This is a genomic window from Paenibacillus glycanilyticus, assembly GCF_030161375.1.
GTDB lineage: Bacteria > Bacillota > Bacilli > Paenibacillales > Paenibacillaceae > Pristimantibacillus > Pristimantibacillus glycanilyticus_B.
Map to the genome: position 1 here is coordinate 21,036 of NZ_BSSQ01000030.1, position 21,958 is coordinate 42,993.

Sequence of the window (21,958 nt, forward strand, 5' to 3'; positions counted from 1 at the left end):
GGAGTTGAAACAAAAGATGAGAAAGACTATTCGCTTTCTGGTTCCGATGATGCTTATGCTGATTGCCGTTATGCTGTCCGGCTGCAGTGACAAATACATTGTCCTCGATCCAAAAGGTCCGATAGGCGAATCACAAAAAGATCTCATTTGGATCACGGTTTGGCTGTGTGCGATCATTCTCGTTCCGGTCCTAATCTTGACCGCGGTGATCGTGTGGAAATATCGCGATAGAAAAGATAACAAATCCGCTTACCAGCCTAACTGGGAGCACAGCACAAAGCTGGAGACGATTTGGTGGGCGATTCCAATTGTCATCATCGCTATTCTTGCGACAGTGACGATTAAATACACGTACGATCTCGAACCAAGCAAACCGCTGGAATCGGCTAAACAGCCTATTACTATTGAAGCAACCTCGCTTGACTGGAAATGGCTCTTCACTTATCCGCAAGAAGGGATCTCGACGGTTAACTACGTTCAAATCCCGGAAGATACGCCAATCCGCTTCCGTGTAACGGCAGACCAAGCGATGAACTCCTTCTGGATTCCGCAGCTTGGCGGCCAGATTTATGCGATGTCCGGCATGGCGATGACCTTGTACCTGCAAGCTGACGAGGTTGGCGACTTCTTTGGTACAGGAGCGAACTTCACAGGCGAGCAATTTGCGAAAATGACCTTTGACGTGAAGTCGACATCCGAAGCCGATTATAAAACTTGGGTAGATAGCGTGAAATCTTCTGCTCCCGAATTGACGGAAGAAGGCTTCCAACAGCTGAAACAGCCAGGTTCTTCGGATAAACAGTCCTTCTCTGCGTTCCCTAAAGGATTGTTCGATCAAGTCGTTATGCAATATGTCGGCCCTAACGGCGCCGATGCTCCGCACTCCGGCCAGAAATCCGGTCCCGTGAAAGACGAGGAAGGCGGCGGCCACGATACTTCCAGCACGGAAGTAGAAGGCCAACTCTTGCCTGTTATGAACCATTAATAATGTAAGGAAAGGAGATGCACTATGCTTAAAGAATTTTGGGATTTCTTGATGAATGACTTCTTCATCACCGGCGATCCGCTTATCCTGGGTGCCCAGGTATCCATTGGTCTTTCCATGGTAGCGATCGTAATTGCTCTGTCCTACTTTAAAAAATGGCGCTGGTTGTGGACCGAATGGCTGACAACCGTCGATCATAAAAAAATCGGTATTATGTACGTCATCGCAGCGCTTCTCATGCTGTTCCGCGGAGGCGTTGACGCCCTGCTTATTCGTACGCAGCTTGCGATGCCGCAATTAGAGTTCCTGCACGCAGGACATTACAATGCCATCTTCACTACCCACGGCGTAATCATGATCCTCTTCATGGCGATGCCTCTCATGTTTGGTTTGTTCAATATCGTTGTACCGCTCCAGATTGGCGCGCGCGACGTTGCGTTCCCTTATTTGAACTCTCTCAGCTTCTGGCTCTTCTTCTTCGGAGCGATGCTGTTCAACGTATCGTTTGTTATCGGAGGTTCGCCTGACGCAGGCTGGCTGGCTTATCCGCCGCTCTCCGAATTGTCCGGTAGCCCTGGCCTTGGCCAAGACTTCTACATTTGGGGCATTCAGATTTCCGGTATCGGTTCCCTTGCGTCCGGTATCAACTTTGTCGTAACGATTCTGAAGATGCGCGCGCCAGGCATGAAGCTGATGCAAATGCCGATGTTCACCTGGTCCGTACTGTCTTCTTCCATTACTATAATGTTCGCATTCCCGATTCTGACGGTTACGCTGTTCCTTCTGTTCATCGACCGTTATCTCGGCGCGCACTTCTTCACGCTTGACGGCGGGGGCAACCCGATGATGTATATCAACCTCATCTGGATGTGGGGTCACCCGGAAGTATATATCGTTATATTGCCGGCCTTCGGGGTATTCTCGGATGTCGTATCAGCCTTCTCGAAGAAAAAACTGTTCGGTTATAAGTCCATGGTATTTGCTCTTATGTCGATCAGCTTCTTCTCGTTCTTTACATGGCTTCATCACTTCTTCACCATGGGCTCCGGCGCCGACGTCAACGCGTTCTTCGCGGTCACGACGATGCTCATTGCCATACCGACCGGTGTAAAAGTGTTCAACTGGCTGTTCACGATGTTCCGAGGAAGGATCACCTTCAGCCAGCCAATGCTTTGGACCATTGCCTTTATACCGTGTTTTGTCGTCGGCGGTATGACGGGGGTTATGCTCTCGGTTGCGCCTGCTGACTTCCAGTTCCATAACAGTTACTTCCTGATCGCCCACTTCCACCAAGTGTTGATCGGTGGCGTGGTATTTGGTTACTTCGCCGGTCTCTATTACTGGTGGCCAAAAATGTTCGGCTTCAAGCTTCATGACGGCCTTGGCAAATGGGCATTCTGGCTGTGGAACATTGGTTTCTACGTCTGCTTCATGCCGCAATACGCGCTTGGTCTGATGGGTATGACCCGCCGTTTCAACGAATACAATTTCGACCTTGGCTGGCAGCCGCTTAACATCGTTTCGACGGTGGGCGCCTTCATCATGGGTCTGGCGTTTATTTTCCAAGTATGGCAAATCGCGCATAGCATCAAGTTCCTGAAGAAAGAAAAATCCGGAGACGCATGGGGCGACGGTCGTACACTCGAATGGTCGATTCCATCGCCGGCTCCTATGTACAACTTCGCGCGTCTTCCCGAGGTTTCGAGCTCGGATGAGTGGTGGGAAGAGAAACAGCGCCGTGCGAATGGCATTAAGCCAAAACCGCTCGCGCCGCTGGAACCAATTCATATGCCGAAAAACTCCGGTATTCCGTTCATTATGTCTGTGTTCTTCTTCATCGCCGGCTTCGGCTTTGTATGGCACTGGACCTGGATGCTCGTGCCGGGCCTGATCGGCGTTGCTGTCTGCATGTTTGCTCGTTCCTTCGATTACGATACGGATTACTACATTCCGGTTGACGAGATTGAACGCACAGAAGCAGCATTAAAGGGGGGGCACTAAATGGCACACACAGTGACGCCTCATGGCGGTCATGGTCATAACGACCACGGCCACCATGATGATCATCACGATCATGAATCCATTAAGGTTCTTGGCTTCTGGATGTTTCTTGTAACCGACGTTATCTTGTTCGGTACGCTGTTTGCGACGTTCGCCGTTCTGCACAACAGCACAAATGGCGGTCCTACGCCACATGAGATGTTCGAGATGCCTGGCGTAATCGCCGAGACATTTATCTTGTTAACATCAAGCTTCACCAGCGGTCTAGCTGTTCTTCAAATGCATAGAGGCAACAAAAAAGGCCTGATCGGCTGGCTGATCATTACGGCTTTGCTCGGCGCATCGTTTATTTTCCTTGAAGTATCCGAGTTTATCAAAATGGTCGACGAAGGCGTAACGATCGGTACAAGTGGCTTCTGGTCCGCGTTCTTTACTTTGGTGGGAACTCACGGTCTTCACGTATCGGTTGGTCTCTGCTGGATGATTGGCTTGATGATTCAAATCGGCAAGCGCGGTATTACGCCGGTAACGAAGCGTAAAGTTACGATTGTCAGCTTGTATTGGCACTTTCTTGACGTTGTGTGGATCTTCGTCCTCACGGTCGTTTACTTGATGGGGGTGATGTAGGATGGGAGGCCCTAACACGCACGGACATGGACATGATGAGCATGAGTCTCATGGCTCGCTGAAATCCTATGTCATCGGTTTCGTTCTTTCGATTGTGCTTACAATTCTGCCGCTTGTTGTCGTATTGAACGACATGATGGACAGAACGCCAACTCTGATCTTTATTATGATCATGGCGATCCTGCAATTCCTAGTACAGCTCTTCTTCTTCATGCATCTTCGCGAAGAGAAGAAACCTCGTTTCAACGTGATGGCGCTTATCTTTGGCGTCGTCATCCTGATCACCATTATTGCCGGTTCGATCTGGATTATGACTTACAATTCCGTAGGCTAAGCGATCAAAAGATACAACAAGCCCGGGTCTTCTCCATCGAGAAGCACCTGGGCTTTTTTTCATTTCATCCGCTATGTTATGATGAGTGGGAACAATAGGACAACTACCCTCATGAGGAGGCCTTCTTACGATGTTTAAACGCAACATGCGCCTGCCGGTTCTTGTACTGCTTGTAGCAGCGGTACTTCTCGTTATCGCCGGCTGCGGCGGCGGCAGCAAGACAAGCTCCAACGGCAATAACAACACTAGCGGTTCCGGCAACACCAATGCAACCGCCACTCCAGAAGCAACGGAAGCACCTGTACCGGACAAGCTTCTTGGTTCCGACAAACATCCGGTTGTTACGATCGAGATGGATACGGGCAAATCGTTCCAAGTCGAGCTGTATCCGGAGATCGCTCCGAATACCGTTAACAACTTTGTTTCCCTTGTTAAGAAAGGCTTCTATGACGGCACGATCTTCCATCGCGTTATTCCGGGCTTCATGATTCAGGGCGGCGACCCGGAAGGTACAGGCATGGGCGGCCCCGGCTATTCCATTAAAGGCGAATTCATGAGCAACGGCTTCCAGAATGATCTGCTGCATACGCGCGGCGTGATCTCAATGGCGCGTTCCGGCGATCCGGATTCCGGCGGTTCTCAGTTTTTCGTGATGGTTGCGGATGCTCCTTCGCTTGACGGCGATTATGCGGCATTTGGCAAAGTCATCGAAGGTATGGATACGGTTGACGAGATTGTTAACCAGGAGACGGAAAAATCGGGCGAAGGCTCCACTCCGGTCAAACCGATGGCAATCAAAAAAGCAACGATAGATACAAAAGGCATGACGTTTGCCGAGCCTGAAAAGGTCAAATAGTTAAGCAAAAAGGCAGTTCCTCTTCTATAGAGGAACTGCCTTTTTGGCGAGTGCGATTAGAAGCCCCGCTTCTCAATCTCAATTTCTTGCGGAAGGACAAGCGTCAGCTCCTGATTAATGCTCTCCGAGCCAATCGAGCCGTCCTTATGCTCGAAGCCGTTAATAAGCACGTACATCGTGCTGCCTACCGTGCTTGTTGCTACCATCTGCTCCGGCTGTTTAAGCGGCTTAGGCGACCAATACTGTACCTGGCCGAGCAGCTGCACGGCGCGGCTCTCCCCTTGATCGAGCTGAACGGGGCGGAGCGACTGCACGACGATTTTCTTAATGCCATCCGGTACCGAGACTGGCTCGGATTGCACAATCGCCGTACGTTCCGTCATCTGCAGTTGATCGCGCACCTCGCCAAGCAAACCCGTTGAAGTAAATCCAGCCATAAGTAAACTTCCAGCCCCAATTACCGCTACGTAAAACATGCTCATCCAATCGTAACGTAGAATCGGCTTCTCCTCCTTGGAGAGCTTCAGATGAACCAACATCTCTATTCCAAGCAGAATAAAGACGGCGGGCGCCACCCACAGCAATAGCTCAAGCGATTCCGTTCCAATCCATATGGATAACCCTATCGCAATGCCGATCAGGAGCAGCGTGATCCCCATAGACAACGATCCTACGCGCCATTGCTTCATCTATTCTCCCTCCCTGTCCGACATCCTCGAAGGATGAGGCGGAAGCGGCTCCGGAGCCGGATATGACTTGCGGCCGCCGCCGAAGACCAACCGAAATCCAAGAGCAATCATAATGAAGGCGACAAACGCCGTTGGCAAATTGTATTTCAAATTCATATATTCCTGATAAATATCACGGAAATTAGGGGCGATATAAGTAGCCATAATCCGATCGCCTAAATAATAAACACCTAAGACAAGCAACCCGATGCCAATCCATTTCTGATACGGAGCAAGCTGCGCCACAACAGCCTCATCTCTCATCTCTCCGCGCTCATAGCGGGCCATTTGCTGCATGGAATCAAAAAACGCGTAGAACCATAGGAGCGGCATAAGGAACAAAAAGATAGAGAGTCTAAGCGAATCCATCAAATAGATGGCGATAAGGAAGCTGCCCATCAGTTGAAGCCCGCGTTTCTGCTGGCCAATATACAGATGTCCAACGCCAGGGAACAGCGAGAGAATCATGGCGAGCACTTTGTTTTTCCGTCCGTCGCCCATATGATTCTCAATCTCCTCAAAGAGCGGCCGGTCGTTCAGTTCCTCTCCGCGCTGCTTCCGGTGAAGCTGCTGAATCGCGTCAAAGATGCTGTAAACCCAGATGACCGGCAATCCAAGCAGGAAGACGAGGAAGGCGGAGGTATTGGTCACGACGCCGATAAAGACCACAACCGCGAACAAGCCAAGGAAGGCCACCAGGAACGTAATGCCGCGTTGCATAAGGCCAAGCGACATATGGCCAAGTCCCGGAATAAGCGATAACATCACGGTACTCGTTTTCTCCCGTTGCTGCTCGTACGCCATATAACCCGGATCAAACGGGATATCTCCGTGTTCGCTATATGGCATAGCAACAGGCGGTTTGGGCGACAGCAGCGTTACAATCATATCAATCATGTTAATGAGCCAGCTTAATGCACCTATAAAGAAGAAGAAAAGACCAATGTCTCCTCCATCTCCGGATTGTAAAGCGATGAAAAATAACAATAAGGAGCCAAAGAACCCTCCTCCGTACAGCAGGCAGCGGAATGGCCGCCCTAGATAGGCATGCCCGACGCCTGGAATAAATGACAACAACAAAGCGACTATCGGATTTTTCGTCATCTTGCCTTTCCTCACTTTCATGAAATATATAACCTCTTTATTTGAAACGATCGTTCTCAAGCTTATCGAACCAGGTAGAAGTACGGTTGACCATCCGGTCCGACCATGTAGGTTCTTGCGGCTGCTCTTCCCCCTGCTCAATTGTTTGCTCGGAAGGCATGGCATGGGAATCGAGTTCTCCCAACTTGGCCGAAATCCCGCTGAACGTCCCTGTACCAAGCAGCAGCAGCGTAATGGCAGCGGCGGCAGCGAAGTGAACAGCCGGCCGTTGCAGGAATGACTGGCGGCGGGCAGGCTCCGCCCGCATAACCGGACTTTTCCTTGCCGACTCGGCGAGCAGGACGTCGATGACCCGCTTCCCCAGTTGTTTCATGTCCGGAATAGCTGCCTTTGCATTTGCTTGTGCCGCCATATTTGGCAAAGATGCTAATTCCCCTGCTTCGGATGCTTCTATCGCAGATATGAACAGCAACATACATGGCTCGCATTCCGCCATATGCCCTTCCATCTCTTCACGCTTCTGCTCCGTGAGCCGGTCTGAGACATAGGCATCTAGTTCCGATGCCGTCAAATGGTTGTTCCACTCTTCCTTGTTCATTCGAAGTCCTCCTTCCGCCAATGCCGCTTAATCCAGTTGCGTGCCCGGTAGAGCCTCGACTCCACGCTTTTTTTCTCGAGTCCGGTCTGAGCAGCGATCTCTTCGTACGATTTGTTCTCCATATAATAAGCCGTTACGACTTCGCGATAATTGTCCGGCAGCTGATCCACCTGCTCCCGCACTTGTCGTTTCTCTTCTTGGTCTATAACGGCGGCCTCAACGGGTTGTCCGCGGGCTGCCAAGACTCCTTCTGCCTCAAACCCGACAAGGTTATCGACCAGCTCCTCGGGTTTGCGCATACGGCTTCTTTTCCAATCGATTGCCTTATTGACGGCTATGCGGGTAATCCATGTCTTGAAGCCGTCCATTCTGAACTCCGGGAGGGAGCGATAGATTTGCAGCAGCGCTTCTTGTGTCACGTCTTCCGCATCATGCGGGCTGCGGAGCACGGCATACACGGTACGATAGATATAGGGCCCATATTCGTCTACAAAAGTTTGAAACGCCGCAGGACCGCCGTTTTTGATGGCTGTGATCCATTGTTCGTCTTGAATCTCGCTCTCCTCCCTTCCCGCTATAATAGACGACGGCATATCCGCCCACCCCTGCACATCCTCGAAAAAACTTTCCTGCTAATAAAATCCAACAAAAAAACCGGAGAACGCATGGCTCCCTGCCTTGCGATCCCCGGTTATTCAGTTAACGAATTTGTTTACGCCAACGCTTCCTTGAGCTCTTCCGGCGAGTTGTTCCACCATTCTTCATTATGCTCAATCAGAAGCTTGCGGTATGCCGCTTTCTCTTCCCCGTCCAGCTCTTCCAGCTTGTACTTGCGCTTAATAGCCGCATCCAGCTTGTTCACATGGTCGGCGAGAATCTTCCAGCCGCGGCGCGCTTCGGTATCGATCCACATCTCGCACGCTGTTGCCCCCGCATAATAAGAACCTTCCTCACCGCGTTCAACGGCGGTCCATACGATCCAGCACTTGCGGCCGTTTGGCGTGTCCTCCTTGTTTGGAGTGAACTTAATGCCCCGCTCCACCTTGCTCTTCGCATGCATGGCGCCATCATCAATATAGGCTACGCCGCCATCAATAATAACGCATGATACCGCGCTCAAATCTATCGTTCCGGCTCCAAAGCCTTTATGTTTTTTGTTGCTCACTACGTTAAGCGAGAGTGACTTCTTTTCTTTCTTTTCCGGCTCGGCCGGCTGTCCTTGCTGTTCCGTCATCGCTCTTCCACCTTCCCCGTACAATAATTCCATTTTAGCTAATAATCCGCGAAAAGCAAACATATACATGCTGTAGATGCTTGTCAACGGGAGGGAATTGTATCATGTCTCCACGCTACGTCAAACGATTGTTGCTGTTTACGCTTACCGCCGTCCTGCTCGGCCTCTCCATCCAGCAGGGCTTCGGCCGCGCTTGGCAATCCCAATATACCTATGCCCTCGCCCCTGCCGCCAAAGCAGCGACCGATTCCGCGCCAAAATCGGCCAAGCCGCCTGCCTCGTCCCAACCTGACCAGGTGGCGCCTAAGCCGGAGGCGCTCAGCAAACGAGTTACCGAATATCATATCAACGTCTCTCTGCGCGACGATATCCGGTATCTCGACGGCCAGCAGACCGTTACCTGGACCAATCCGGGCAAAAAAACGGTGTCCGAGCTGTACTTCCATCTCTACCCGAATGCCTTCATGTCAGACAAAACCACCTTCATGCAGGAATCCGGCGGCAAGCTGCGCTCGGATAAGGCTACGGAGGCCAGCCAGGGCTACATGAAACTGCTCACGCTGCAAACGACCGAAGGAGAAAGCCTGCTTCCGCGACTTCATTATGTACAACCCGACGACAACAATCCAAATGACTTTACGCTGGCCAAGCTTAAGCTTCCCGAGCCGGTAGCACCGGGCAAAACCGTTACGCTCCAGATGGGCTTTGAAGTGAAACTTCCGGAAGTATTCGCCCGGATGGGGTACTCCGGCAATTATGTGATGGCCGGACAATGGTTCCCTAAGCTGGCCGTCTATGAGACGGCAGGCACAAGAGGCCGCACGACTGAAGGCTGGAATACGCATCAATACCACGGCAATTCCGAATTTTACAGCGACTTCGGCATTTATTCGGTCCGCATCCAAGTGCCGGAATCGTATACGGTGGCGGCAACCGGCTTCCAGACGAAAGCGGTGGAGAAAAAGGATAACCGTTCCACTTATCAGTTCTACGCCGATGATGTGCATGATTTTGCATGGGCCGCCTCGCCGGATTTTATCTACTATGAGGATACGTTGTCCGGTCCGGGTATACCGGGCGTCCGCATTAAGTTGTATTTAGACCCTGCGCATGCGGACTTGAAAGACCGTTACATGCATGCCGCCAAATCCGCCTTGTCCAAATACGGACAATGGTATGGCGAATATCCGTATTCCACCTTGTCGGTCGTTGTACCGCCCAAAGGAGCAAACGGCTCGGGGGGCATGGAATATCCAACGCTTGTGACGGCTTTTGCCGCAGAGACGAGCAATCCGGGCTACAGCCTCGAGCGAACCGTCGTCCATGAAGTGGGCCATCAATATTGGTACGGCATGGTTGCCTCGAATGAATTCGAGGAAGCGTGGCTCGATGAAGGCTTTACTTCCTATGCGGAAGACAAAGTCATGGCCAGCGCTTATGGCTTAGAAGCCAACCTGCCGCTGGAAGCCAGTTATATGACCGATCCCGCTCCGCTTAAGCAGCCGTCATGGGCGTATCCAAGCAATAACGTGTATGCCGAGAATGTGTACATGCGGGCAAAGCTGGTTCTGATCGGCATCGAAAAGAAGGTCGGCGAGAAAACGATGCAAAAAATTATGCGCACCTACTTCCAGAAATATAAGTTCAAGCATCCAACGAGCGCAGACTTCCAGCGGGTTGTCGAACAGGTCACCAAAGAGAAGTGGACCAACTACTTCGACCAATATGTCTACGACAACCAGATGGCTGACGTAGCCGTGCAGTCCATTAGCGTCCGCCCGGTCGAACAAGACGGCACGCAAATGTACGAGTCGTCCGTCCTCTTTCAACGCAACGGCGGTTATAACGGACCGATCCCGGTTGTACTGAAGTTTAAGGACGGCACGACTATCCCCAAGACCTGGGATCCGACGGAATCGCAGGTCGAATATAAAGTGGTCCACAGCTCCCCGCTTGAATGGGTGGCCGTAGATCCGCAGCATACGAACGTGCTCGACAATAAACATATGAACGACTATATGAAGGCGGACTTGTCGGAGGCCACTCGTACGCGTTGGAGTCTTGGTGTCTCCAACGTCATCCAGGGTCTGCTCGGCTTATTGGGATGGTAGGAGGGTTTCAATGAAAAATCATATGATGCAAGGCTGGCGGCTCGCGATCAAGCATTTTTATATCGTTATTCTGCTATTCCTATACCAGCTTCTGTGGGGATTTTTCCTATACCGGTTTATAGATTCGGTTGTATCGCCGTTATTGCGGAGGTTTCCCGATCATTCGCCCTCTAAGGCGGCGGTTCAGCTATTCATGAGCGAAGCGCAATTTCAGATCATGAAGACTGACGTATTAACGCCATACTTATGGCTGCTCGGCGGCTTATTCCTTGCCAGAATGCTTCTCTCGCCTTTATTTAATGCCGGACTTCTCTATTCTTTGCAGCATGCGACCGAATCCGGCGGCACGCAATTTCTCCAAGGGATCCGAAAAGCGTGGAAGCCGGTCACGTTGCTCTACTGGACGGAGTCCCTTCTTGTTCTAGCCCCTGCCTGGTGGCTCGCGCCACGCGGCTTGGATGCGTTGCTGCACAGCCGTTCCATAAACGATTTGCTGCAGAAGACGCTGCCTGCTGCAGGAGGCTGGATCTTGTGGGGTATCCTGCTCCATCTGCTGTTCCTCGCCATGCAGCTTGGCGCAACCAGCCAGAAACGCGGAGGTATCAAGCAAACGCTTGGCACAGCTGTCAAACATCTGCTCCCTTTCGCCAGTTTATCGCTGTTAATGTGGGCGATTGGCTCCGGAATCGGCTTATTCGTGAGCGGCCTGTCTCTCGTGTGGGCCGGATTTATCGCCCTCCTCGTACATCAAGGGTATCATCTTGTCCGAACCTTGCTGAAGGTTTGGACTCTAGCCTCCCAATACGACATTTTAAGATCAAAGGAAGTTTAAAATTTTCTCATTATTATAGAATCGACCCGCCTTGCGACCTAGTCGCAGCGCGGGTTTTTCGCGTTTTCCCGAGAAAGCTTGCCCTAGCATTCTCCAAATAAATCAACATATTGGCTAGCAACCGCACATAGTAAAGAGTTAGTAAATTAAAATAGTACTTATCTGCTAGTCTATGCGCCCTATGAGGATGACCGATGGATGAGAAGATAGATATTTATGCATAGATTAGTCAAAAGGTTCCATGAGAATTATTAGAATTTGTCGGATTGGGGAGGAGATAAGCGGAAATTACCGAATAGTTACCAAGTACATAAAACACACTGCCAAATTCCTTGTACTGGAAACGGGGGAACCACCCTGGGTGAATTGACTTCGACGTCCGAATAGATTGAATCGGCGCCTGAGAAGTCATAGGGATCCTTCAACCGAACCCCACAGCTAACCTCGTCGGCATTGGAAGGAGCTTTACCGCTTTGAAAAAGGTTACAGCACTTATTCTTGGGCTTGCGTTAATGCTGGCTTTTCAGGCTGGAAGCGTTTTCGCAGACTCCAAAATGGACGGTATTGTCAGCAATGTGATTGGCACACCGTACGTTGCAGGTGGAACATCCTCGAAAGGATTCGACTGCTCCGGATTCACTTCTTACGTATTCGACAAAATGGGCATCGATCTTCCTCGTACTTCCACTTCGCAATCGCAAACAGGTAAGAAGATCGCAAAAAGCGATCTGATCGCCGGAGATCTCGTGTTCTTCAACACGAATGGTCGTGGCGTATCCCATGTCGGCATTTATGTAGGAGATGGCCAATTTGCTCATGCATCGTCCAGCAAGGGCGTTACAATTAGCAATCTTAGCGACTCTTATTACGTCAACCGGTATGTAACTGCACGACGTATCATGAATCCTAGCACTTTTGAAAAATATGCCGACGAACAATAGAATCATGCAACCCGCTTCCCCTGAGGCGGTAAGCAAGATTGCTGCAATAAAGCCGCAGGCTGCTTGTCCAACCGGACAAACCGCATGCGGCTTTATTGTTTGTTCTATATCTATATATTAGGAAGCGGTTGCCGCCTCCGCCTGCTGCCGCCGTCCCAAAGCCAACATGGCTATTAGAACGATGAACATAACGACGATTAACGCTCCAAGAATCCAGACCGTACGGTCCGCCCCATAACTATCCATCATCCAGCCCGTCAATTTCGGGAAGATCGCCCCGCCTATCCCTCCGCAAGCAACAAGCAAGCTGGTCGTCCGTTCCGTCGTACCCGGAAGTAGGCCATTAGCGAACACGAGCGCAATGCCAAACACGCCGGAGAAGAACAAGCCGCTTAATGCGATTAACACCATCATCCCGCTCAACTGCAGGACGGCCCCCATCGCGACAACAACTAGACATGCTCCCGCAATGGCAACAAGCAGGTATCGGAAGTAACCGACACGGTCCGCCAGACGCCCCGCAAACAACCGGCCAACAATCATGGTTGCCCAGAACAAGCTGAGCGATGAAGGCGCGCTTGCCTCCGTCATGCCGGAACGCGCAATCATAATGGAAGGCAAATAATTAGAGAAGCTCATTTCCACGCCAACATAGATGAGGAAGAACAAAGCCGACAGCAGCAAGAACGGTATAGCGGATGCCTTATAACCGAAGAAACCTTTGGCCCCGGCAATAGTCGGTTTGGACTCCGCATGCTCTTTGCGCACTCTGGCATGATAACCGATCTTGTCGTCGATCGGTCCAAACGACAGGGTCATCCACAAGATGAAGGTGATGCCTGCCAGTGCCGATAAAATCGGGAACGATAGCTGCCATACATCATAGCGGATCAATATACCCGCCAGCGTTGGCATCAGGAACGCCCCGATTCCGAAAAACGTCTCCAGCTTGGTCATGGCATTGGCTTTCCCATTCTCCTCCGCCATGTCGATAACCATGGCACCAATAACGGACTCCGTCATGCCAAAGCCAAAGCCGGCAAACAAGGCGATAAACAACATAAGTCCCCAGGAGTGGGGAGTAAGGCTGTACGCCGCTTCGCCTAGAGTAAGCAACCCAAGCGAGACGAGCACGCCACCCCTCTTGCCTATTTTGGATGTTATGTACGGAGAGAGCAGTACGCCAACGAGAAAACCGAAGAACTGATTCATCATCCATTGCCCGCCGTCATCGTAGGACAAGTCGTATTTGTCCAACATTTGCTCCATTACCGATCCGCCCACAACATGAGCTAATCCAATTACGAGATAAGACAAACAGCCAAGCGCTATTAATTTCCGCATCGTAAAAGTTCTCCTTCGTTGTCCTTCGCCAAATCCTCATGAAGTTGATTTCTGAAATGTTATAATGGAAGAAACCTATAGATTCATAAAAGAGGTATATCCATGACTAATTTTATTGATGAGCTTCATTATAAACCAACCTTGACGGACATGACTATCCAGCCGCTGGAAATTGAACATGCGCGGCAAATTTGCGATTGGCACTACGCCGAACCTTATGACCTGTACAAATGGCCTTCCTGGGATAAGATGCAAAAGGACGAGATCGAATTCGGCGATCCCGTCCTGCGGCGCATGCAATATGCGGCTGTCGTGAATCGCGAGCAGAAGCTGATCGGCTTCGCTCAGTTCTTCCCTATCATTGGCGTCACGCGCCTGGGGCTTGGCCTTCATCCCGCCTTATGCGGCAGGGGCATTGGTACGGATTTTACCCTATTATTAGTTCGAGAGGCGTTCCGCAGAGCTCCCCAGAACAGCGTGGATCTGGAGGTACTTAGCTGGAACCATCGTGCTATTCGGGTTTATGAGCGCGCTGGCTTTGTGATTGACGATACTTATGTAAAAAAGACGCCGGAAGGACCCGCAGAGTTCCATTGTATGGTGTACAAGTCCAATCCTTCCTATGCCTAGCCACGGCAATCATCAAGTTCCGGATCCTTCATATCCACGAGCAGAATAATGCCGGGCTTCACGAGGATCGATAAGGTTCGAATCCAGGCCCGGGAATCCAGATCGGTATAAGCGCGGGACACGATGGAGCGGCGGCTGTCGCTAAGCTGCACGGCATTCGGTACAAAATACGGACGCCAGCTCCAGTTCGCTCCGCTATATTCCTCTTCCCGCCGCCAGCTTCCGTCTACTCGTCTCGAATAGTTGGAAGAAATTTGAATGCCGTCATCGCGGCATAGGTATACGCGGGTGCAGTTGTTCTCAAGCACCGGCAGAAGACGGGCAATCCATTCCTGCTCCTCTTCCTCCAACTCCTCCAGATGACCAACCCGGTCAATCTTGCCGGTCAGCCTATCCGACAAATACCGCCAATAGTTCTCCGCGTACAGCTTCAGCTGCCGGTGGGCTTCCAGTTCTTCGTCTAATAGGGAGGAATAACGGTCCGGTACATCGAACTCCGGCCCGGCCTGGGCAAACAGATATCCTTGCACATAACGCACGCCTGCCTGAATAGCTCTCTGCAAATCCTCCCTGGTCTCCACGCCTTCGGCAAGCAAGGACGCCCCGAGCTGGTCAGCCAGCGCCGAGAAAGAACGTAGCGTGGCTAGAAATCCGTCATGGCTTGCACTCGCCTTAAGCATATGAATGTCGATCTTCAGAATGTTAGGCTGAATCTGTGCGATCCGGTCCATTCCGCTAAATCCGCTGCCGACATCGTCAATAGCAATAAGGCAACCTTTGGAACGGTACCCGGCAATCGCTTCCAACAGCGCCTCCATCCCGCCGCCAAAGCTTTCCTCCGTAACTTCAATGACTACCGTGCTAGGATCAATCCGATACTTATCCAGCAGGGACAACGTATACTGCTCGCCAGACAACATCCCGCGGTGCATCCAGTTAGGCTTCAAATTAATAAACAGCATGGGAGGCTGCTTGGTTGCGGCGATTTTCCGGAAAGCCTGTTCCCGCAATAAGCGGTCGACGGCAATGTGATCCTGATCCGGTACTTCCGGGTCGCAAAAAAACGGTCCCAGACTACGTACCGCCTCCCCCTTGCACGCTCTCCCAAGCACCTCGTACCCCATTACTTCTCTTGTATCAAGCGCAATGATCGGCTGATAGAAAGCGGACAATTGCTCGTCATCCAGCCGCAACGTCTGCGGTATCGCCATATTGAATAAGAAGTCGTTCGTCACGCTCACGCTCTCCCTTTGAACCCTTTATGTCAAACGAATCATACGAGTTACATTATCCCCTTGCGCCACTTCAATGACATGATGCTTCGGATGGTACGTAATGGAACCTTTGCCTACTTCAATCATCGGATGTTCGCCAAGCCCATAGAACACGTCATCGGCGAGCGCTTCCATCACTTCATGGCGATCATCTTCCCCTAATGCCACCCATTCCTCTTCTTCCATCTCAAAAAACGTATAGCTGCCTTCCACTTCGCTTACCGCTTCCGTGAGCTCTTTCAATATATCCGCATATTCTCTTGCGTGTCTAACTCCCACCTTGAAAACCACCTTTTCCATAATTAACATCTCTATCTCCATTTTACCGCATTTTCACGAAAATTAACGCTTCTCTCTTAAATCATTTCTGAAAGTCTAATTTCCATACGATCACTTGTCGATATAAACACTAGAGACTTGTCGAAAACGTACTGGACGGGGTGCATGATGAAAAATTCTACGTTAATCGGAATTATATTAGGACTTGTAGCGGTACTGGTCGGCATGACGCTGAAAGGCGCCTCCCTTAGCAATCTGCTGAATCCCGCCGCTTATATGATCATCGTCCTCGGGACTATTGCTGCTATTCTGATCGCCTTCCCGATGTCGGAGCTTTCCAAGGTAGGCAAACTGTTCAAGATCGCATTCAAGGAACAGCCGCTGATGCCCCGCGAGCAATTGATCGAGAACTTCATGGAATGGGCTTCGATTACGCGCCGCGAAGGTCTTCTCGCCTTGGAAGCCAAGGTTGAAGATATCGAAGACGACTTCCTCCGCAACGGCATGCGCATGATTATCGACGGGAACGACCAGGATTTCGTGCGCGACGTATTGCTTGAAGATATCTCGGCGACGGAAGAACGCCATAAAGCCGGCGCTCTAATCTTCACGCAAGCAGGAACATACGCTCCAACCCTAGGTGTACTTGGTGCCGTAATCGGTCTGATTGGCGCCCTTGGCCATATGGATGATATGGCGACTCTCGCCCACTCCATTGCAGGCGCCTTTATCGCTACGCTGCTTGGTATCTTCACCGGTTACGTCTTGTGGCATCCGATTGCGAATAAGTTAAAGCGTTTGTCCAAAAAAGAAGTCCAGCTTCGCCTCATGATGGTAGAAGGCCTGTTGTCCATTCAATCCGGCGTATCCACGATTGCGATCAACCAGAAGTTGTCTGTATTCCTCACCCCAACGGAACGTGCGGCAATGAGGGAGAAGGAGGCTGGCGCCGGTGAAAAAGCGTAAGCACGACGACCACGAGGAACATATCGACGAGTCATGGCTCATTCCCTATGCCGACTTGTTAACCCTGCTGCTCGCGCTGTTTATCGTATTGTATGCGGTAAGCGCCGTGGATGCCAGAAAGTTCGAGCAGATGAGCGAAGCGTTCAGCGCAGCCTTTAACACGGGGGCAGGCGTTCTGGACAACCCGTCCGTTATCAAGAACGGCACTCAATCCCAGCAGCGGATTGAGGATCAGGATAAAACAAACACCAACCAACACGAGAATACGGAATCGAATCTTCAAGAGCTTATGAAGAAAGAGCAAGAAGATTTAGAGAAGCTGAAGAAACAGCTGGATCAATACATTAAGAAAAACGGCTTGTCCGCTGAGCTCGACACGAAGCTCAATCAATCGCAGCTGATGATTACGATCAGCGACAATGCGTTGTTTGCCTCCGGCAGCGACGCGCTCAAGTCGGAATCGAAAGAACTTGCCAACAACATCTCCAAGATGCTTGAGCCTTATACCGGGTATGAGATCGTCGTATCCGGCCATACCGATAATCAACCGATACGCACGCAATCGTTCAAATCGAACTGGGATCTCAGCTCCTCGCGGGCCATCCGGTTCATGGATGTACTGCTCCAGAATAACCATCTTCAACCGGAACGGTTCAGCGCGATCGGTTACGGCGAATACCGGCCGGTTGCTTCCAACGATACGATTGCCGGACGTGGCAAAAACCGTCGCGTTGAAGTATCCATCATCCGCAAATATGTCGATTCCAGCAATACGCAGCAAATTCCCGCAACGCCAAAACAATAAGCATTACCGTATAAAAAAATCCCCTGATCCATTGGATCAGGGGATTTTCTATAGTCCCGGTGCTAGGAGGAAGGACGGTAATCGAGGGAATCGAACAATTCCGCTTTCTCGGCTTCCGTCAAATCCCGCCATTTGCCCGTCGGCAATTGTCCGAGATGAATATTCATGACGCGGATGCGTTGCAGCTTCCGTACATGGTAACCAAACGCTTCGCACATCCGGCGGATTTGGCGGTTCTTACCTTCGGTCAGAATAATCCGGAATACCCGCTCCGCCACCCGAGTCACTTGGCATGGCAACGTCATGCTGCCAAGTATACGGACGCCGGACGACATGCCGTTCACGAACTCGGCTGTAATCGGCCGGTCAACGGTGACGATATATTCTTTCTCGTGCTTACCTTCTGACCGGAGAATCGGATTAACGACATCTCCGTCATTCGTTAGCAGAATCAATCCTTCCGAGTCCTTGTCCAACCGGCCAATCGGGAAGATTCGTTCCTTGTGACCGACAAAATCAACAATATTGCCGCGAATATGTAGCTCGGTCGTGCTTGTAATGCCCACTGGCTTATTGAGCGCAATATACACATGGCTTTTTTGCTCGCCGATGCGTTTGCCGTCAATCCTTACGTCATCGCCAAGTTCGGCTTGACTGCCAAGCTCGGCTTTTTCCCCATTAATCGTGACACGCCCGCCGTCGACCAGCTTATCCGCCTCGCGCCGCGAGCAGTATCCCGTCTCGCTTATAAATTTATTAATACGCACAAAAATTCACCCCGTAGTCTGTGCTGCCATCTCTGCTATTCGATCGGAGGAATAAGTATGGACAGCTGTCTGTCCTCCCGTTGTTCTCTCCATGGCTTGCTCCATAATAGCTTGCTTCGCCGCAATTCGCATCGCCTTCGCGACCGCTTCTCCCGCAATCGGGCGGTATTGCCGAAGCGATCCGACCATCCCCCATTGCACAGCCTTCGATACCGCTGCCCCAATCGTCTCTCCAAGGCGGAAAGACTGGCGTGAGCCCAGTAATAAGGAAGGCCGGAAGATCCGGACCGATTCCAGCGTAATGCCCGCAAGCTGCTCTTCCAGCTCGCCTTTTACCCGGTTATAGAAAAAAGTCGACGCGGAGGAAGCCCCCATTGCGGTGATGACCAGATAATGACGCGCTCCCGTATGCGCCGCCCATTCCGCCAAACCTAGCGGATATTCGTAATCCACCTTGCGGAACGCTTCCTGGGAACCTGCCGTCTTAATCGTTGTCCCTAGCGTGCAAAACACCACGTCAACCGCCACATCGTCCAGCGCTTCCCACATCCGGTCGAAATCCGCGATAATGACGTGCAGCTTCGATCTCGCTTCGGATTCTATGTCAACGGGACCAAGCGGACGCCTAGCCAATACCGTAATGGAATGGCATGCCGGATCCTTCAGCAGCTGGACAAGCAGCGCTGATCCGACAAGTCCGGTAGCTCCCGCAATTAAACAGCTGTATGTACCTGTAACGTTGTCCATTGGCGGTAGATCCCCCTTTTAGCCGGCGTTTGCGTTTGGTCCATTTAATCCTTCAACCAGTATACCGCTCCTGCTGCCTTCTTTCAAAGTAGGAAGCGTAATCGTAATGGTTGTTCCGACGTTCACTTGGCTCTGGATCTCCATCAATCCATGATGGCTGTGGATAATCCTCTGGCTGATCATCATGCCAAGCCCCGTGCCGCTTTCCTTGCCGGTGAAGAACGGATTGCCGATCTTCGGAATCATGTCTTCCGGAATTCCGATTCCTTCATCGGTAATGGATATCGTAATCTGATCATTCCTTGAACCAATATGGGTATGGATTCTTCCTCCGGCCGGCATCGCTTCAATTCCGTTCTTGAGCAGATTGATAAATACCTGCTTCAGCTGATTTTCTTCGCAGGATACAAGACAGTCCGCCTCTGTAAAAGATGTCGTAAAAGTGACGTTATGCAGATGGCCCTCGCTATCAATTAACGACAAAACGCTGCGGAAGACATCCCTTACATCCTTCGTTGCAAATCTTGTTGCCTGCGGTTTCGCCAGAATGAGAAATTCCCCGACAATCAGATTGATCCGGTCAAGCTCCGACAACATAAGCCCCGTATGCTCCAGATTCATTTTGCCCGTATGCTGCTGCAACTGCAGAAAGCCTCTCAGCGTCGTAAGCGGATTACGGATCTCGTGCGCAACACCGGCCGCCAATTGCCCAACGGTCGTGAGCTTCTCAGAGCGGCGCAGCAGCTCTTCCATCCGGTTACGGCTTCTCATATCGCGGGTAATGCTTGCGAAGGCCTGAATGACACCTTCCGTGTCTCTAATAGGAGATATCGTAACGCTGACCGGAATAATCTCACCGCTTTTGGTCATCCGGAACGTTTCTTGCGCGGGCAATACCTTCCCTTCCTGCAAAGATTTGATGATGAGGCGCATCTCGCCTCTATGCGTTTCGGGAACAAGCTCGATTTCCGCGCCAAACACCTCTTCCGAGGTGTAGCCGAACAGCTGCTCAAAAGCTTTGTTGACCTGAATCGTCTTGTTCTGCAAATCCATCACATGAATCGCGTCGCTTGTATGATCGATAAAGGATTGCAAATACTCCTTCATTTGGCGGTTATCCTCAAAGGCTTGGCGAAGCTTCTCCATATAGATGCTCAAATTTTGCGACATCGCATTAATCTTCAGCGCCAGCAAACCGAACTCATCCTTGCCCCTAACTCTGATCGCCGTCTGAAATCGGCCAAGAGATACTTCGTTGACTTTCCACAAAATCGCGTTAAGCGGCCTCATCATAAATCCGCCCAGCAAATAGCTGCTGATTAGCACGAACAACAGAATGATGCCCGCATACGTGATCGCATCCGACCGCTTCATGCTCATAATCTGGTTATATTCCTCGCAGTCGTATACCATGCTGATTACATAAGGCGCCAGGCTGGGATCGCTATAATAGCTTTTAATATATTCCTTGCCGCCGAGCTCCACTTCGCGCACCTGAAAGCCCTTGTCGGCCGCTTGCCAAGCATACACCATATCAGCCGCTTCATCCCGAATGGTATAACTTCCGAAGAGTACCTTGTCTTCAGACATCGCCTCGCCTGAATCCGGCTGGAATACGGTTACTTCCTCCAGATCCGGGTAAAGCTTTTTTAATAGCAGCTGCATCTCGTTCGGTTCAAATTCAGGATCTTCCCGCAAAGACGAAGAGGCAGACGACCAGCCCGGATGCTGCTCGAAAGATTCCGATAGCTTGGCGGAAGCCTGCTTCATCAACCGCTCCATATCCTGATTCATATTGCGCAGCGCGGCATATTGGTCCAGAATAACGATTAGGATAAACATCGCCAGAACAATCATAAATATGTAGATGGAGAACTTGGCTTTAAAAGACACTGGCTATGCACATCCTTTAAATAAGGCTATAGTTACCCACAAGTTATTCACAATATCAACAACTAGTCCACATGCCCATAGAATAGTTTGTGTGTAGTTTTGTGGACATTGCAATAGTTATCCACATTTTTATCCACTACATGTTAACAACAGAATATTTGTTCGATGCATAAATGCGATTTTGTTCGATTTATATCGTTAAGTTGGAGGGTACAATGATTCGAGAACAAGAAGATCAGACCTGGATGCAGCTCGCCATCGAGGAAGCCAAAAAAGCCGAAGGAATAGGCGAAGTACCGATCGGCGCAATCGTTGTGAAAAACGGGGAGATTGTCGGAAGGGGTTATAATTTGCGTGAAACTAACCATGATCCGACTGCGCATGCCGAAATGGTCGCTATTCGAGAAGCTTGTGAACGGCTTGGTGCTTGGCGGCTCCTAGACTGTACGCTGTATGTCACGCTAGAGCCTTGTCCGATGTGCGCAGGCGCCATTGTCCAATCCAGGGTGAAACGGGTCGTATACGGGACGGGCGATCCTAAAGCAGGCTGTGCGGGCACATTAATGAACCTGCTCCAAGAGCCCCGATTCAATCATGAAACCGAATTAACAAGCGGCATTCTGCAAGCGGAATGCGCTGCGTTGTTAACGAATTTCTTCAGAAGTTTACGGAACAAGAGGAAGTAAATCATTTATTCGCTTTTACGCATGGAAGAACAAGCAACTTCGTTACGTTGTATATATTGCAAAGCAACAATTAATTGATCAGCTTCTTCACTAATGGCCAGAACGTCGGGATCGGTCAAACTACCGCGTGCCTCTGCAATTTCATGAAGCTTCAGCCGCAGCGATTGTAATTGTATTAGCAGATCGGTTTTGTCCATAATCGCTTTGGGGCACGCT

Annotated in this window: 24 protein-coding genes and 1 riboswitch; of the genes, 12 read left to right on the forward strand and 12 right to left on the reverse strand. The window is 50.8% G+C overall.

The genetic code is table 11. The features are described from left to right. The first annotated feature begins 16 nt into the window (after positions 1 to 16). The 5 genes from cyoA to QQK89_RS28515 all read left to right on the forward strand — a co-directional run bounded on the left by cyoA (position 17) and on the right by QQK89_RS28515 (position 4,803). Positions 17 to 985 carry a ubiquinol oxidase subunit II gene (cyoA, locus tag QQK89_RS28495; protein ID WP_284242150.1) on the forward strand — a complete coding sequence of 323 codons (969 nt, stop codon included), beginning with the start codon at positions 17 to 19 and terminating at the stop codon, positions 983 to 985. A 24-nt stretch (positions 986 to 1,009) separates the two neighbouring features. Next, positions 1,010 to 2,986 (forward strand): cbb3-type cytochrome c oxidase subunit I, encoded by a 1,977-nt coding sequence (locus QQK89_RS28500; RefSeq protein WP_284242151.1) that lies wholly within the window; start codon positions 1,010 to 1,012, stop codon positions 2,984 to 2,986. Next, on the forward strand, positions 2,987 to 3,613 hold the full coding sequence (gene cyoC, locus QQK89_RS28505; protein ID WP_284242152.1) for a cytochrome o ubiquinol oxidase subunit III: 627 nt from the start codon (positions 2,987 to 2,989) through the stop codon (positions 3,611 to 3,613). 1 nt (position 3,614) lies between these two features. Then, positions 3,615 to 3,947: a cytochrome o ubiquinol oxidase subunit IV gene (gene cyoD, locus QQK89_RS28510; protein WP_284242153.1), complete on the forward strand. Its 333-nt coding sequence runs from the start codon at positions 3,615 to 3,617 to the stop codon at positions 3,945 to 3,947. Positions 3,948 to 4,077: 130 nt separating this feature from the next. After that, entirely contained in the window at positions 4,078 to 4,803 is a 726-nt protein-coding gene (locus QQK89_RS28515) for a peptidylprolyl isomerase (protein ID WP_284242154.1), read from the forward strand. A 56-nt stretch (positions 4,804 to 4,859) separates the two neighbouring features. On the opposite strand, the gene QQK89_RS28520 is transcribed toward QQK89_RS28515, so the two are convergent. The 5 genes from QQK89_RS28520 to QQK89_RS28540 form a co-directional block, all read right to left on the reverse strand. After that, positions 4,860 to 5,492 carry a hypothetical protein gene (locus tag QQK89_RS28520; RefSeq protein WP_284242155.1) on the reverse strand — a complete coding sequence of 211 codons (633 nt, stop codon included), beginning with the start codon at positions 5,490 to 5,492 and terminating at the stop codon, positions 4,860 to 4,862. Then, positions 5,493 to 6,656, reverse strand: coding sequence for a hypothetical protein (locus QQK89_RS28525; protein WP_284242156.1), 1,164 nt, complete (start codon positions 6,654 to 6,656; stop codon positions 5,493 to 5,495). Between the two features lie 16 nt (positions 6,657 to 6,672). Then, entirely contained in the window at positions 6,673 to 7,233 is a 561-nt protein-coding gene (locus QQK89_RS28530; protein WP_284242157.1) for a zf-HC2 domain-containing protein, read from the reverse strand. After that, positions 7,230 to 7,826 carry an RNA polymerase sigma factor gene (locus QQK89_RS28535; protein ID WP_284242158.1) on the reverse strand — a complete coding sequence of 199 codons (597 nt, stop codon included), beginning with the start codon at positions 7,824 to 7,826 and terminating at the stop codon, positions 7,230 to 7,232. Before QQK89_RS28535 ends, QQK89_RS28530 begins: the two co-directional genes overlap by 4 nt. A 119-nt stretch (positions 7,827 to 7,945) precedes the next feature. Beyond that, positions 7,946 to 8,467: a YwhD family protein gene (locus QQK89_RS28540; RefSeq protein ID WP_284242159.1), complete on the reverse strand. Its 522-nt coding sequence runs from the start codon at positions 8,465 to 8,467 to the stop codon at positions 7,946 to 7,948. Between the two features lie 104 nt (positions 8,468 to 8,571). Between QQK89_RS28540 and QQK89_RS28545 the strand changes: the two genes are divergently transcribed. The 3 genes from QQK89_RS28545 (at position 8,572) to QQK89_RS28555 (ending at position 12,351) form a co-directional block, all read left to right on the forward strand. Continuing rightward, a complete protein-coding gene (locus tag QQK89_RS28545) occupies positions 8,572 to 10,578 on the forward strand; it encodes a M1 family metallopeptidase (RefSeq protein WP_284242160.1) in 2,007 nt (668 codons plus the stop codon). 10 nt (positions 10,579 to 10,588) lie between these two features. After that, positions 10,589 to 11,410 (forward strand): hypothetical protein, encoded by an 822-nt coding sequence (locus QQK89_RS28550; protein ID WP_284242161.1) that lies wholly within the window; start codon positions 10,589 to 10,591, stop codon positions 11,408 to 11,410. A 311-nt stretch (positions 11,411 to 11,721) separates the two neighbouring features. After that, positions 11,722 to 11,878, forward strand: a riboswitch (cyclic di-AMP (ydaO/yuaA leader). A gap of 5 nt (positions 11,879 to 11,883) precedes the next feature. Beyond that, the gene (locus tag QQK89_RS28555; protein ID WP_284242162.1) at positions 11,884 to 12,351 is read left to right on the forward strand and encodes a C40 family peptidase; all 468 of its coding nucleotides are present in this window, start codon (positions 11,884 to 11,886) and stop codon (positions 12,349 to 12,351) included. A 117-nt stretch (positions 12,352 to 12,468) separates the two neighbouring features. On the opposite strand, the gene QQK89_RS28560 is transcribed toward QQK89_RS28555, so the two are convergent. Beyond that, entirely contained in the window at positions 12,469 to 13,695 is a 1,227-nt protein-coding gene (locus QQK89_RS28560; RefSeq protein WP_284242163.1) for an MFS transporter, read from the reverse strand. Between the two features lie 102 nt (positions 13,696 to 13,797). Between QQK89_RS28560 and QQK89_RS28565 the strand changes: the two genes are divergently transcribed. Beyond that, entirely contained in the window at positions 13,798 to 14,325 is a 528-nt protein-coding gene (locus tag QQK89_RS28565) for a GNAT family N-acetyltransferase (protein ID WP_284242164.1), read from the forward strand. On the opposite strand, the gene QQK89_RS28570 is transcribed toward QQK89_RS28565, so the two are convergent. Then, on the reverse strand, positions 14,322 to 15,560 hold the full coding sequence (locus tag QQK89_RS28570; protein WP_284242165.1) for an EAL domain-containing protein: 1,239 nt from the start codon (positions 15,558 to 15,560) through the stop codon (positions 14,322 to 14,324). The genes QQK89_RS28565 and QQK89_RS28570 overlap by 4 nt on opposite strands. Positions 15,561 to 15,584: 24 nt before the next feature. Then, on the reverse strand, positions 15,585 to 15,878 hold the full coding sequence (locus QQK89_RS28575) for a hypothetical protein (RefSeq protein WP_284242166.1): 294 nt from the start codon (positions 15,876 to 15,878) through the stop codon (positions 15,585 to 15,587). Positions 15,879 to 16,046: 168 nt separating this feature from the next. Here QQK89_RS28575 and motA point away from each other — a divergent pair, with 168 nt between their 5' ends. Continuing rightward, positions 16,047 to 16,844: a flagellar motor stator protein MotA gene (motA, locus tag QQK89_RS28580; RefSeq protein ID WP_284242192.1), complete on the forward strand. Its 798-nt coding sequence runs from the start codon at positions 16,047 to 16,049 to the stop codon at positions 16,842 to 16,844. Then, positions 16,831 to 17,649, forward strand: a complete 819-nt coding sequence (gene motB, locus QQK89_RS28585; RefSeq protein ID WP_284242167.1) for a flagellar motor protein MotB — start codon at positions 16,831 to 16,833, stop codon at positions 17,647 to 17,649. Before motA ends, motB begins: the two co-directional genes overlap by 14 nt. A 62-nt stretch (positions 17,650 to 17,711) precedes the next feature. Here the strand turns inward: motB and rluF are convergent, their stop codons facing one another. The 3 genes from rluF to QQK89_RS28600 are packed head-to-tail and all read right to left on the reverse strand — an operon-like array spanning position 17,712 to position 21,056. Next, complete coding sequence (gene rluF, locus QQK89_RS28590) at positions 17,712 to 18,416, reverse strand: 23S rRNA pseudouridine(2604) synthase RluF (RefSeq protein WP_284242168.1); 705 nt, start codon at positions 18,414 to 18,416, stop codon at positions 17,712 to 17,714. Between the two features lie 6 nt (positions 18,417 to 18,422). After that, on the reverse strand, positions 18,423 to 19,163 hold the full coding sequence (locus tag QQK89_RS28595; RefSeq protein WP_284242169.1) for an NAD-dependent epimerase/dehydratase family protein: 741 nt from the start codon (positions 19,161 to 19,163) through the stop codon (positions 18,423 to 18,425). Positions 19,164 to 19,181: 18 nt separating this feature from the next. Next, entirely contained in the window at positions 19,182 to 21,056 is a 1,875-nt protein-coding gene (locus QQK89_RS28600) for an ATP-binding protein (protein ID WP_284242170.1), read from the reverse strand. A 215-nt stretch (positions 21,057 to 21,271) separates the two neighbouring features. On the opposite strand from QQK89_RS28600, the gene tadA reads away from it, so the two are divergent. Beyond that, positions 21,272 to 21,742: a tRNA adenosine(34) deaminase TadA gene (tadA, locus tag QQK89_RS28605; RefSeq protein ID WP_284242171.1), complete on the forward strand. Its 471-nt coding sequence runs from the start codon at positions 21,272 to 21,274 to the stop codon at positions 21,740 to 21,742. A gap of 5 nt (positions 21,743 to 21,747) precedes the next feature. Here tadA and QQK89_RS28610 read toward each other — a convergent pair whose 3' ends face one another. Then, on the reverse strand, positions 21,748 to 21,939 hold the full coding sequence (locus tag QQK89_RS28610) for an aspartyl-phosphate phosphatase Spo0E family protein (RefSeq protein WP_284242172.1): 192 nt from the start codon (positions 21,937 to 21,939) through the stop codon (positions 21,748 to 21,750). Positions 21,940 to 21,958: the final 19 nt, after the last annotated feature.

What these genes read in the sequence shown, in the direction of transcription:
- cyoA (WP_284242150.1), top strand. Translation starts at nt 17, where the DNA reads ATGAGAAAGACTATTCGCTTTCTGGTTCCGATGATGCTTATGCTGATT.
- QQK89_RS28500 (WP_284242151.1), top strand. Translation starts at nt 1,010, where the DNA reads ATGCTTAAAGAATTTTGGGATTTCTTGATGAATGACTTCTTCATCACC.
- cyoC (WP_284242152.1), top strand. Translation starts at nt 2,987, where the DNA reads ATGGCACACACAGTGACGCCTCATGGCGGTCATGGTCATAACGACCAC.
- cyoD (WP_284242153.1), top strand. Translation starts at nt 3,615, where the DNA reads ATGGGAGGCCCTAACACGCACGGACATGGACATGATGAGCATGAGTCT.
- QQK89_RS28515 (WP_284242154.1), top strand. Translation starts at nt 4,078, where the DNA reads ATGTTTAAACGCAACATGCGCCTGCCGGTTCTTGTACTGCTTGTAGCA.
- QQK89_RS28520 (WP_284242155.1), bottom strand. Translation starts at nt 5,492, where the DNA reads ATGAAGCAATGGCGCGTAGGATCGTTGTCTATGGGGATCACGCTGCTC.
- QQK89_RS28525 (WP_284242156.1), bottom strand. Translation starts at nt 6,656, where the DNA reads ATGAAAGTGAGGAAAGGCAAGATGACGAAAAATCCGATAGTCGCTTTG.
- QQK89_RS28530 (WP_284242157.1), bottom strand. Translation starts at nt 7,233, where the DNA reads ATGAACAAGGAAGAGTGGAACAACCATTTGACGGCATCGGAACTAGAT.
- QQK89_RS28535 (WP_284242158.1), bottom strand. Translation starts at nt 7,826, where the DNA reads ATGCCGTCGTCTATTATAGCGGGAAGGGAGGAGAGCGAGATTCAAGAC.
- QQK89_RS28540 (WP_284242159.1), bottom strand. Translation starts at nt 8,467, where the DNA reads ATGACGGAACAGCAAGGACAGCCGGCCGAGCCGGAAAAGAAAGAAAAG.
- QQK89_RS28545 (WP_284242160.1), top strand. Translation starts at nt 8,572, where the DNA reads ATGTCTCCACGCTACGTCAAACGATTGTTGCTGTTTACGCTTACCGCC.
- QQK89_RS28550 (WP_284242161.1), top strand. Translation starts at nt 10,589, where the DNA reads ATGAAAAATCATATGATGCAAGGCTGGCGGCTCGCGATCAAGCATTTT.
- QQK89_RS28560 (WP_284242163.1), bottom strand. Translation starts at nt 13,695, where the DNA reads ATGCGGAAATTAATAGCGCTTGGCTGTTTGTCTTATCTCGTAATTGGA.
- QQK89_RS28565 (WP_284242164.1), top strand. Translation starts at nt 13,798, where the DNA reads ATGACTAATTTTATTGATGAGCTTCATTATAAACCAACCTTGACGGAC.
- motA (WP_284242192.1), top strand. Translation starts at nt 16,047, where the DNA reads ATGAAAAATTCTACGTTAATCGGAATTATATTAGGACTTGTAGCGGTA.
- QQK89_RS28595 (WP_284242169.1), bottom strand. Translation starts at nt 19,163, where the DNA reads ATGGACAACGTTACAGGTACATACAGCTGTTTAATTGCGGGAGCTACC.
- tadA (WP_284242171.1), top strand. Translation starts at nt 21,272, where the DNA reads ATGATTCGAGAACAAGAAGATCAGACCTGGATGCAGCTCGCCATCGAG.
- QQK89_RS28610 (WP_284242172.1), bottom strand. Translation starts at nt 21,939, where the DNA reads ATGGACAAAACCGATCTGCTAATACAATTACAATCGCTGCGGCTGAAG.